Annotated in this window: 16 protein-coding genes and 2 pseudogenes; 10 read left to right on the forward strand and 8 right to left on the reverse strand. The window is 40.4% G+C overall.

Features of this window, described 5'->3' with window-relative positions; genetic code table 11:
- Positions 1–350: 350 nt before the first annotated feature.
- Positions 351–1,634 (forward strand): plasmid recombination protein, encoded by a 1,284-nt coding sequence (locus NFR99_RS13275; RefSeq protein WP_251353886.1) that lies wholly within the window; start codon positions 351–353, stop codon positions 1,632–1,634.
- Positions 1,635–1,713: 79 nt separating this feature from the next.
- Here the strand turns inward: NFR99_RS13275 and NFR99_RS13280 are convergent, their stop codons facing one another.
- Complete coding sequence (locus tag NFR99_RS13280; protein ID WP_135975689.1) at positions 1,714–1,905, reverse strand: hypothetical protein; 192 nt, start codon at positions 1,903–1,905, stop codon at positions 1,714–1,716.
- Between the two features lie 18 nt (positions 1,906–1,923).
- Positions 1,924–2,400, reverse strand: coding sequence for a J domain-containing protein (locus NFR99_RS13285; protein WP_120483345.1), 477 nt, complete (start codon positions 2,398–2,400; stop codon positions 1,924–1,926).
- A gap of 231 nt (positions 2,401–2,631) precedes the next feature.
- Between NFR99_RS13285 and NFR99_RS13290 the strand changes: the two are divergent.
- Positions 2,632–2,904: pseudogene (locus NFR99_RS13290) on the forward strand (hypothetical protein); the annotation flags it as partial.
- On the opposite strand, the gene NFR99_RS13295 reads toward NFR99_RS13290, so the two are convergent.
- The 3 genes from NFR99_RS13295 to NFR99_RS13305 form a co-directional block, all read right to left on the reverse strand.
- A complete protein-coding gene (locus tag NFR99_RS13295; RefSeq protein WP_251353887.1) occupies positions 2,875–4,368 on the reverse strand; it encodes a recombinase family protein in 1,494 nt (497 codons plus the stop codon). The pseudogene NFR99_RS13290 and the gene NFR99_RS13295 overlap by 30 nt on opposite strands.
- Before the next feature lie 233 nt (positions 4,369–4,601).
- On the reverse strand, positions 4,602–5,234 hold the full coding sequence (locus tag NFR99_RS13300) for a hypothetical protein (protein WP_251353888.1): 633 nt from the start codon (positions 5,232–5,234) through the stop codon (positions 4,602–4,604).
- Between the two features lie 49 nt (positions 5,235–5,283).
- Positions 5,284–6,249: an exonuclease domain-containing protein gene (locus NFR99_RS13305; RefSeq protein WP_251353889.1), complete on the reverse strand. Its 966-nt coding sequence runs from the start codon at positions 6,247–6,249 to the stop codon at positions 5,284–5,286.
- Between the two features lie 568 nt (positions 6,250–6,817).
- Between NFR99_RS13305 and NFR99_RS13310 the strand changes: the two genes are divergently transcribed.
- Entirely contained in the window at positions 6,818–7,024 is a 207-nt protein-coding gene (locus NFR99_RS13310; RefSeq protein ID WP_251353890.1) for a hypothetical protein, read from the forward strand.
- 13 nt (positions 7,025–7,037) lie between these two features.
- Here NFR99_RS13310 and NFR99_RS13315 read toward each other — a convergent pair whose 3' ends face one another.
- A complete protein-coding gene (locus NFR99_RS13315; RefSeq protein WP_251353891.1) occupies positions 7,038–7,412 on the reverse strand; it encodes a helix-turn-helix domain-containing protein in 375 nt (124 codons plus the stop codon).
- 121 nt (positions 7,413–7,533) lie between these two features.
- On the opposite strand from NFR99_RS13315, the gene NFR99_RS13320 reads away from it, so the two are divergent.
- Together NFR99_RS13320 and NFR99_RS13325 are read left to right on the forward strand one after the other, a co-directional pair.
- Positions 7,534–7,713 carry a hypothetical protein gene (locus tag NFR99_RS13320; protein ID WP_251353892.1) on the forward strand — a complete coding sequence of 60 codons (180 nt, stop codon included), beginning with the start codon at positions 7,534–7,536 and terminating at the stop codon, positions 7,711–7,713.
- Positions 7,714–7,726: 13 nt separating this feature from the next.
- Positions 7,727–7,915 (forward strand): hypothetical protein, encoded by a 189-nt coding sequence (locus NFR99_RS13325; RefSeq protein WP_251353893.1) that lies wholly within the window; start codon positions 7,727–7,729, stop codon positions 7,913–7,915.
- Between the two features lie 20 nt (positions 7,916–7,935).
- Here NFR99_RS13325 and NFR99_RS13330 read toward each other — a convergent pair whose 3' ends face one another.
- On the reverse strand, positions 7,936–8,199 hold the full coding sequence (locus NFR99_RS13330) for a hypothetical protein (protein WP_251353894.1): 264 nt from the start codon (positions 8,197–8,199) through the stop codon (positions 7,936–7,938).
- Between the two features lie 134 nt (positions 8,200–8,333).
- Between NFR99_RS13330 and NFR99_RS13335 the strand changes: the two genes are divergently transcribed.
- Positions 8,334–8,480, forward strand: a complete 147-nt coding sequence (locus NFR99_RS13335) for a hypothetical protein (RefSeq protein ID WP_168354764.1) — start codon at positions 8,334–8,336, stop codon at positions 8,478–8,480.
- Here the strand turns inward: NFR99_RS13335 and NFR99_RS13340 are convergent.
- The gene (locus tag NFR99_RS13340) at positions 8,477–8,650 is read right to left on the reverse strand and encodes a hypothetical protein (protein WP_168354763.1); all 174 of its coding nucleotides are present in this window, start codon (positions 8,648–8,650) and stop codon (positions 8,477–8,479) included. The two genes, NFR99_RS13335 and NFR99_RS13340, sit on opposite strands and share 4 nt — an antisense overlap.
- 155 nt (positions 8,651–8,805) lie before the next feature.
- Between NFR99_RS13340 and NFR99_RS13345 the strand changes: the two genes are divergently transcribed.
- The 4 genes and pseudogenes from NFR99_RS13345 to NFR99_RS13360 all read left to right on the forward strand — a co-directional run.
- On the forward strand, positions 8,806–9,147 hold the full coding sequence (locus NFR99_RS13345; protein ID WP_135975676.1) for a hypothetical protein: 342 nt from the start codon (positions 8,806–8,808) through the stop codon (positions 9,145–9,147).
- A 112-nt stretch (positions 9,148–9,259) separates the two neighbouring features.
- Positions 9,260–9,448: a hypothetical protein gene (locus NFR99_RS13350; RefSeq protein ID WP_135975674.1), complete on the forward strand. Its 189-nt coding sequence runs from the start codon at positions 9,260–9,262 to the stop codon at positions 9,446–9,448.
- Positions 9,448–9,750, forward strand: coding sequence for a hypothetical protein (locus tag NFR99_RS13355; protein WP_251353895.1), 303 nt, complete (start codon positions 9,448–9,450; stop codon positions 9,748–9,750). Before NFR99_RS13350 ends, NFR99_RS13355 begins: the two co-directional genes overlap by 1 nt.
- Positions 9,747–10,166 (forward strand): annotated as a pseudogene (locus NFR99_RS13360) (hypothetical protein); the annotation flags it as partial. The gene NFR99_RS13355 and the pseudogene NFR99_RS13360, both read left to right, overlap by 4 nt.

Below are 10,166 nucleotides of genomic sequence, written 5' to 3' on the forward strand. Positions count from 1 at the left end.
GCACCCGCTCCCTTAATTATAGCCTAACGCAATAGATACAGAATAAGTGAAAAGAGATACAGAACCGGGGCAATAATCCCCCACCGCAGAGGTGGGGAAAAGCAAGGGTCAAGGGAGTGCAACTCCTTGCAAAATTATCGAAATTTATTTCGATGTATTTTGCTACAGCGAACGGAACGAGATACTTTTTTCGGGAAAGAAATAACCTATCGCCATAGACAGCACAACCTGGCAAAAGCCAGAAAATAACCGGACATAAAAATACAGAAAAAAATTTCAAAGAATACTTGACAAGGCATTGCATTCTGAAGTTTTTCGATTATCATTAAAGTATGATAATAAGAAATGAGGTGATTAAAATTGGTTATTTATCATTTGACGCCAGTGTAAAAATTCATTATTCCGGCAAATACACAAGCACAAAAACAGGTAAATCTGGAAATATGGGGATTGCCGGATATATCCGGCATATTGACAGGAGTACAGACAAAATGAATGGCTGTGAGGTACAGCATGGCAACCCTGATATAAATTCTGACCTCACATTAGAAAACGAATCTTATTATAAAGATTCTAACGGAGAATGGCAGAGAACAAGCCACTCTAAAGATATGGTAAATGCAATTAACAGACGTATTGAATACGCAAAAGAGCATGGGGCAAGGATTTCCACAAAAGGGAAAAATGATACAGTGATTGTCCGTCCGCTTGTCCTGCAAATGGGTAACGATTCAATTACAGGACATGAAAATACATGGATGTGGGATTTAATTGGGATTCTTGAAGAAGAATTTGGGACAGACAATATCACTGGTTTTTCAATCCATAAAGACGAGACAAACCCACATATCCACGTTTCATTCGTGGCTTGCCACGAAACAGACAAAGACGGTGAAGTGAAATGTTCTATTTCACAAACTAAGTTCTTCAAAAACCCAAAACAATTAGCCGGGTTACATAGGAAATTTCGTAAAAAATTACTGGATAAAGGATATGACATTGAATTAGAAAACAAGCCGATTGAGGAACAGCTTGCCGGGTATTATGATAAAAACGGTGAGTGGCACCAACAAGGCTTAACCCCAGACCAACTCAAAGAGTTGACTGATAGAGAATTAAATTTAAGAATGGAGGAACTCAAAATGAGCATTAAAAGAAATGATTTGGAAAAATTGGAAATGGCTGTTGCCGATATTATGGCGACTTCAAAAGTAGAGCAGGATAAAATTAAAAAAGAACGTGAAATTTTATCTGCACAGCAAAACGCCCTTGAAAACGACAGGGCAACCGTACAGGCGCAATCAAAGGCTCTCAAGGTTAGGGAAATGAATGTACGGAAAAGGGAACTGGAAGTAGCGGAACTGCTTGAAAAAATCCAGTCCACTGCTGAAACCTGCAATCAGATTCTTTCAGAAGAAAAACACTTGGACACTAAATTTTTAGAGTTCTTAGACCGTGAGGGCAGACGGAATGGCAAGGAATACCGCAAGCCTTTTGAATATTGGTATAAAAAGTTCTTGAATGAACGTAAAAAGAAACATTCAGACTGGTGGAATGATATGTTAGAGCGTTCATGGATGAACGATACCGACGATTTTGATGACGAAAATACCGGCTATGATTTTTCAGCATAAGTCGTTAAGAACAAGCATGGTCTGCGATACGGAGTATCGCAGATCATGCTTGTTTATGTTTATGGAAGGCTCTTTCCCCTCAAAATACATACTTCATAACGTCTTTGATAATAGCACCGTAACTGTCGCCCTCAATATTGACTTTCCTTGTCCCATTGCCTTTAAAGGTAATCAATGCGTGGCTGTCATCCATAAGGGACAGACCGATAATGTCAAGGTTTGCAGATACAAGCGTTAATTCAAAAACCTTTATAAATTCTGTTTTGCTCATAGTACCCCACATCCTTTCTTAGCCGATTGCGTACTGTTTTGATTTGTTGTTGACTTTCTTAGAACCGTACTTCTGCCGGATTTCCTCAAGAGAAACCTCGCCTTTGTGATAGCGTACATAATCCCCATAGTGCCAGCACCAGCATTTCTTTTTCGGCGCATACTTGAAACCGACATTCTTTAATAACTCTCTGTACTCATACCCACTGTGTACCCATATCCATGAACCTATGATTTCCACATCAGAATTGATATGGATAATCTTGTTTATAACGCTCTTAAAAGCGTCATTTTCAGCCTGATAGTCATAGTTGGTACTTTCCTTGTCTGTCTGCTTTTCCTCACTTAAAATGGAAAATAAGCGGTCGTATTCAGCGTTAATTTCCTGTGTAATTTCCACGCTACCGCCCTCATTATCTGGATGATATTTCTTTAATAACTCTCTGTATCTTTGACGTAATTCCTCTATTGTCTTAATCCCTGTAAAGTATTTCATAAGCCTGTACTCCTTTTTTAAAAAAGCACCCGACTATTAAATTCACAGCTTAGAAAAGGGCATAAAAATGGACTACCCGACTATAAATCGGGTAATCCGTATTTTTTAGGAGCAAGGCTCAAAAAGTTATTTATTTGTATGCTAAATCATACCCTTTTTTACCATGTAGATTGATGATTAACTCGTTAAAAATCAGCGAACGAAAGACCTGAATATATGGTGATTTCGGTGTATCGAAATAAAGGATTTGATTTTACGATTACCTCGTCGACGGCGTTTGACCACAAATGGATTTACGGAAGAAATATTTTTGAGAGTATTTCAGAAGTGGTTGATGATGTATTTGAAAATTATCTGTCCCGCCCAAATGTGAAACAGCCTATTTTAACACAATATTGTGACGGACAACGGGTTAAGTGTCCAAACTGGATGACCAAATTGCAACAACGTACAATGAAGAAAAAGCCAGTAAAATCAAGGCTTGTACAGGTAATGAACCTTTAATGAGCCGTCTCTTTTATCATATACAATCTTTTCTACTACATTTCTCAACAGTTCGTTTTTCGTCATGACGTCGGCATCAGACTGAAGCACATCGTATGCGTCATGGATGCGGGATAGCATCTGCTTTTTCACAACCTCTTCATCGGCGGCAGCGGGTGGAGCCTCCAGCGCTGAAAGCTCAGTCTCCAGCGAAGCGCGTTCCTTGGACAGGATTTCTTTATTTTCTTTATATTCTTCCAGAGTATCAATGCCGTCCCGATAAGCTTCCCGGATGCGGCGTTCTTTTCCGGCAAGGCGCGAAAGCATTTCACGCAGCAGGGCAGAGCGGTCACTTTCTGCTGGCGGCTGATATTCCATTATTCGGAAAGAAAGATTTTCCGTATCCAGGACATGCTTAATAGCTGCCAGAACCGCAGGTTCCAATATCCGGGAACTGACAGAGTTTGATATCAGGCATTTTCCTTTTGAATATCCATAACAAGTAAAATAGCAGTATTCTTTATTGCTGACGGCTTTCGCAATCATCGTCCGTCCGCAGTGAGGACATTTTACAATCCCTGAAAGCCAGTGCTTATAAGTAGATGAGGGACGCGCGCCTCTGGCCCTGTATTCGCTTTTGAAACGCATCTGTGCCTGTTCGAAAAGCTCTTTTGTAATAATGGCTTCCTGATGCCCTTCTGTAACAATCCATTCTTCTTCCGGTTTAATCTCATTTGTTTCGTTAGTTGTCCGGTTCCAGCGGATCATTCCGCAGTAGGTAGGGTTCTGGATGATATATTCAATAGAACGGCGTTCAAAAGCCTTGCCGTGGGAAGTCAATCGCCCCAGGCGGTTCAGCTCACGCGCAATGTCGAAGAACCCCATATTTCTGTTTACATAGCAATCAAAAATCAGACGTACGGTATCAGCTTCCTCAGGAACGATTACAGGCGGCTTTCCCCGTTCTGCAATACGGTATCCAAGAGGCGGGCGCGCCTGGTAACCGCCACGCAGGGCTTTCTCAGTCATACCACGGGTAACTTCACCAGACAGGCGAACAGAATAGTACTCGTCCATCCATTCAATGATACGCTCTATCAAACTGCCAAAAGGGCCTTCAATCACAGGCTCGGAAATACTGATGACGTCCACACGGCATTTCTTACGCAGCAAGCTCTTGTAGACGATGCTTTCCTCCTGATTCCGGGCGAATCGGCTAAACTTCCAGACAAGTATCACGTCAAAAGGATGCTCGTCTGATTTAGCAGCAGAAATCATCCGCAAAAACTCCGGACGTTTTTCCGCGTGCCGCCCGGAAATACCATGTTCTGTATATATATGCTCCGCTGATACATGCAGCCCGTTTTTCTTGGCATATTCAAGACCAAGACGTATCTGGGCATCCGGGGAAAGCTCGTCCTGCATGGCAGTACTGACACGGACATAGAGGGCGGCTTCCTGGAGAATAGGTTTTGATTTTGGCATAAAGGTTACCTCCTGAAGTTTACAGAATTATTAATCACAATGACAACTAGTCCATAAAAGAAAACCCCAGAGTAGCCGCCCTGGGGTTTTTACTTAGTGTACATACAATGCAACCATCTCTTGGTGCCTGTAGGCATTATAATATATGCAGACAAGGTTTACAATATGTATCCAGAGCTTTTGACGTTATGACGTATTTGGTCCTGTTGAAGCAGAACCGTTTTTAATTTCGTTTAATAACAACGCTTACACGGAGTATAGCCCATCCGTTCGGCTTCAGATATGCTTACCTGTGTCGGCGATTTCGTATTGCTGCATGAAGAATCACGGTGATACTTTGAACCACTGTTCGGAATCCATACTTGCTCCACATACTCCGTCTGTGGTTCTGTTTCAGGCTGCGTTTCCGTCTCAGGAGCAGAAGTTTCTGGTTCTGGGGTGGATTTAGCTGTTGCTTTCTCATCATTCTGATTTGCTTCGCTTTTCGCTGCTTCTTCATAGGGTTTCATCTTTTTCTTATAAGAAGCATATTTATCCTTGACGGAGACAAGTTCCGAAGATTTTGTCTGTAAGTCTGCTGACAGTTGTTTCTTTTCGCTCTGCAGGTCAGTGTTCTCACTTTGCAGAGTGGCGTTTTCGCTCTGCAAGCCAGTGTTTTCACTTTGCAGGGTAGTGTTTTCATTCAGCAGGTCGCCATGCTCACTTTGCAGAGCAGTTATTTCACTTTCCAGCATCTCTTTTTCGCTTTGAAGAGAATCAGAAGTTGCCTTTAAAGCGTCATAATCTTCCTGTTTGATACCGCTCCCGCATCCTGCCAGGAGGAGCATTAAGAGGCATAAAAATAAAGCTGCTAGTTTCCTTTTCATAGGTTCTTCCTTCTTTTCTTTGGTATTTTTATTAAAACGCCGAAGCGGTTTAATCTATACCTGCCATTTCGTAAAATACATCTTCTGAAATGACAGATATATCCTGTCCTTCCAAGCGAAGCTTTTCAGCTTTTTTTTGCTTGTTGCTTTTGCCACCTTTGATACTTTTACAGTAATCGTTACAACCGAGAATTAGAAAATTGGTTTTCTTTGTGACAGAATCCGCATTTATGCCACCGAGATTAGCGACAACTTGCATAGCTTCTTTCCGGGGCATTTTTTCAAGAGTGCCAGTGAAAGCGCAAACTTTTCCATATAATGAATGAAATTTATCAAAAGAATCAACTGTAGCAGAAATATCTCGTGAATGGGGCGTCTGTTTCTTGCGATTAATGCATTTAATAAACATATCAACATTCCCCCAGTTTTGAATTACTTCATTATTAAGCATATCATAGCAGGATTTGGTTATTTCGCAGTCTTTTAATCCTCTATGCGCACCAGCTGAGTCTATGGAGTATCGCTCTGATAAATCAGAAAGTCTATGATGCTTAATCTCTGGATGAATTCGGCGAGATAACCTCATAGTATCAATAAAATCATTTGAAAATGCCTTGCCAAAAAGTCGCACGGATTCATCATATATAAAATTGATATCAAAATTAACGTTGTGACCAATGACAATATCAGAGCCTATAAAATCAAGAAATTGCGGAAATATTTCTTTGATATATGGGGCTTCTTTTATCATTTCGCTCGTTATTCCGGTCAATTCTGTGATGAAATCATCAATATAAATAGAACCAGGGGAACTAGGGTTCACAAGTGAAGAATAGGTATCAATGATTTTGTTTTCCCTTACCTTTATTGCGCTAACTTCAAGTATACTATCATACATAGGAGATAGTCCAGTAGTTTCTAAATCAACCAGAGTGTAGTTTGCAACAAAGTTCAAAAGACTTTTGCCTTTATCGCTACGGATGGGTTTTTCAATATTTCCTAAAATTATACACATATGCATCCCTCTTTTCTTTAGAATTATATAAAACGTTATAACGTTTTAATAAAAACATAATATCACACTTTTTTATATGCGTCATTAAAAAAGTAAAAAGATTTATATATAAAAAAGGGTAAAATATAGCGATAAAATGCCGATGCTATATTAAATACAGTAAAAATACAAGTCTATATTTTCGACTGTATCAGCGGTACTATATGTATGTAAAAATAATAAAATTTTAAAATCCAAGGGAAAGACGGAATTATTAGCAGATCAAAGGGATAATTAGCTGTTTTATCCGATAGAAACGCAAAAGTTAAAGAAATAGTTTAATCTATTTTATTAAAGTTGCGCAACTAACTTCCATATTTTACCAGTATATTTCTAATAAATAGCGTGGTATTGTATAAATAACATTAATAATATTCACACACAGTAAAAGTTAGATAAAGGGGGTGTTCATAGATGATGGGTATTTTTGTTTAATCTATATACATAGAATAAAAAATAAAACACACATTTAAAAAAGCTGTAATAAACATATACTTTGTTGATATCCAGGGGGAGGGGAGACAGGATAATGAAGGAAACATTAAAAATAGATGAAAGCACTAAGATGCATAAAAATGGGACAAAGAGCCAAGACGAGGCGAAGAAGTATCTGGTAAATGAAGTGAATCGGCATAGGAAAAAAATTATCGAAATGACAAACCAGATTGAAGATGAAAAGTTTTTAAAAAGGATTTGTATATCGTTAGAAGAGTATCTAAAAGAATACAGACTGTAGAAGAGGAGCCGGGTTATCCTGGCTCCTCTTCTATTTTAAGCAGTTTTTTTATAAATCCTTCAATTTCTACAAGAATTTCTGGGTTAGTTTCTGCTATCATATTGACCCAACGTATCAGGGTTTCGTTGTCTGTACGTTGCAACTTTCCGATATTGATAGAGAAACGCTCTTCCCGACTGGCTTCTATTGTTGGCTCGCCCCTTCCTGTGCGGAGCCATTCTTCATTTACTCCAAATTCTCGACAAATAGACAGTATTATTGCGTCTGTCGGATTTCTCAAACCAGTTTCATATCCAGTAACAGTATTCCCTTTAACCCCGATACGCTCCCCGAACTCAACCTGTGTTAATTTATGGTGCTTTCTTATCTGCTTTATTCTATCTTTCAAGACCTCCCCTCCTTTCAGTGATAAATATATCAAAAAAAACTCGCAAAGTCAATATTTATATTGACAAAACTCGAAATGAGATATATAATACTCGCATAGAGATGAAAAAGGAGGTGTTATCATGGCAGGTATTAAAAAACTGGAACTGACAAAAGACCATTTGACCAATATTAAGATGATGATTCCATTGCTGGACGACCGGGCGAGGGAAGCAGTCTCCTATTTAATGTTTGGGTATTGCATAAGAGAATCGATGGAGAAGGACGGTCAGAGAGACAAGCAATCACAGAAAGTAGGATAAGGAGGGGGGGGCGATGCAACGACTATTAGATGCAGTCAATACCGCGATAGAGGAAGAATACAACGATATAAAAAAACGGGGGAAAGTGTACCCAGGGATAGAAAAGACATTCAGAGATATTAGGTGGAAACATCCAGAACTGGCGGTCTATGTAAAAAAAAGAATGTTAAAAATCGCAGAGGAAAAAGGCGACCTGCCATAAAAAGCAAGCCGCACCATTAATTACAGAAGTTCGATCTTAACAATGGAATTAATGTTATAAACTACGTCATTATTGTGATTTAAACTGAAAAAATCACAATTGGAAAAAGCATCCATTATGGATGGTAAGATCCCATTATGAACATGTATTTCCAATTTAATAGACTTTGAAATAGAGGCGAACATTTCACCGTCATATTCAAAATTGGCGATAGGGATAAGGTAATCACCAGCGGCTAACTCTAAAATGCTTTTGTCAGAAAAATAAATAATAGCCTTATCCATTGAACTTACTCCTTTCTTCGTACTCGGCTGCTGCAACAGCCTGTAAGTCAAGAATAGGAGAAAGCAGCATAGAAGTCAACATGTTTTGCGTGTGGCTTAGAGAAACAAAAAAGGAAAGCAGGATAGGAGGAGTAATGGAGAATATAGATAAAACGATAGATGCTATCTGCGTCTGGATTAAAAAGGAATTGGAAGCGGGGAAAAGTAATAGGAATCATGAGATTTCTAAAATGGCAGAAGCTCTGGCGGAGCTAGTGTCCGCCAGACGGGAAAAACTTTAATCCATGTTTTCGGACTTGCCTACGGTATTGACAATTGTATCGAAAAAGTGCGTCACTTCTTCAGCAGTTCTTACAGAATTTTCATGCTGGCAGATAAGACCATTCTGAATGGCAAGTTCTGTTAAGGATTTTGCAAGCTGACATTTATAAGTATCAGTAAGCTCAAACATATGAATTCCTCCCTTTCTTTCGTACTCAGCTGCGGCAACAGCTTGTACATCAAGAATAGGAGAACAAAACATAAAAGTCAATAGATTTTATAAGCAATAGAGTAATCAAATAGAAAACTTAACACAAAAACTTAAGAATGAGAGGAGATTTTATTATGTCAGTACTGAAAGAAGTAGTTACGAATTTACAGGAAGAGGTCAACGCGAAACTGATAGAGCTGGGAGCGCCAAGAGAAACGGTTTTTAGACTTGAAGAAGAATTTGCAGATCGTGGAGAGTATGCATCTGGAGAATTTGAAGAAGAATTCGCCGCAAAGATGGTGAGGTATGCCGTGTCTATTCGCATTCTTTCCGTGGAGACTGGGTACACAACAGAGCGTTTGTGGAACATCTGGGAAGAAACCATGTCGAACTTCCTGAATGGGGATGGTTGCTATTCTACCCCGGAAGAAGAGTGGGAGAGTTTCAAGGACGCTGCAAGAGAAAGAGACTGGTAAGAAGAAATGGAGCAGGGATTACAGGTAGCAGGAAAGGCTACCACTCTGGTCGATTTTCGGAAAGATGTACAACCAATAAAGAATAGTATGTAACAGATAAGGGGGTGGCAGATTGTTTATTCTGAAAATACCAACGGCCAGAGGGAAAGAAGCGCAGATTAAAATACACTGCCTGATACCCATTGATGGCAAAGAGGTAGACTTTGACGAATTGTCGGAAGAGGAAAAGAAAGCGATTTCAGACAGCATAAACAGGAACGCATTGACAAGACACAATTATATAGAAGAGAAAACCGCCTGATGGCGGTCGAAGAGGACAAGCAGTATACAGCATTAGAGAAAGGAAAGACGGAAATGTTAGAACTGGAACAGAGTAGAGAACAGAGACGCAGAGGAAAGAAACAGCAGCAGAAAAGAGTCCGTAGATACATATTATCTCTCCTCTCCATCCCGGTAGAGACTGTATGGCTTGTGTGCATCTGCACGCTGGTATCGCCAACGCTTTCAGGGGAACAGGCAACCGTAGGGATGTGGATAGCAGGGGTGCTGTTGTGCGTGACGGCTTATTTAAACTGTAAAGGAGAAGGTAGGGGAAAATCATGAGGAAATATGAGTTTACAGGAGAAACGCAAAACATTGAGTGCACGGGAAAGGTTATAACCTTACGCCGCATCCGCGCAGCAAGGGATTTCATGGGTGTTAAAAAGGAAGAGCTGGGAGGCTGGATCGAGACGGAGGACAATCTCTCGCATTCTGAAAATGCGTGGGTGTCTGGAGATGCGCAGGTGTTTGGAGATGCGCGGGTGTTTGGAGATGCGCAGGTGTCTGGAAAAGCGCAGGTGCTTGGAGATGCGCAGGTGTCTGGAAAAGCGCGGGTGCTTGGAGATGCGCGGGTGTCTGGAAAAGCGCAGGTGCTTGGAGATGCGCGGGTGTCTGGAAAAGCGCAGGTGTTTGGAAATGCGTGGGTGTCTGGAGATGCGCGGGTGTCTGGAGATGCGCGGGTGTTTGGAGATGCGCAG

The sequence above is a fragment of the Hominisplanchenecus murintestinalis genome, assembly GCF_943193015.1.
GTDB classification, from domain to species: domain Bacteria; phylum Bacillota; class Clostridia; order Lachnospirales; family Lachnospiraceae; genus Hominisplanchenecus_A; species Hominisplanchenecus_A murintestinalis.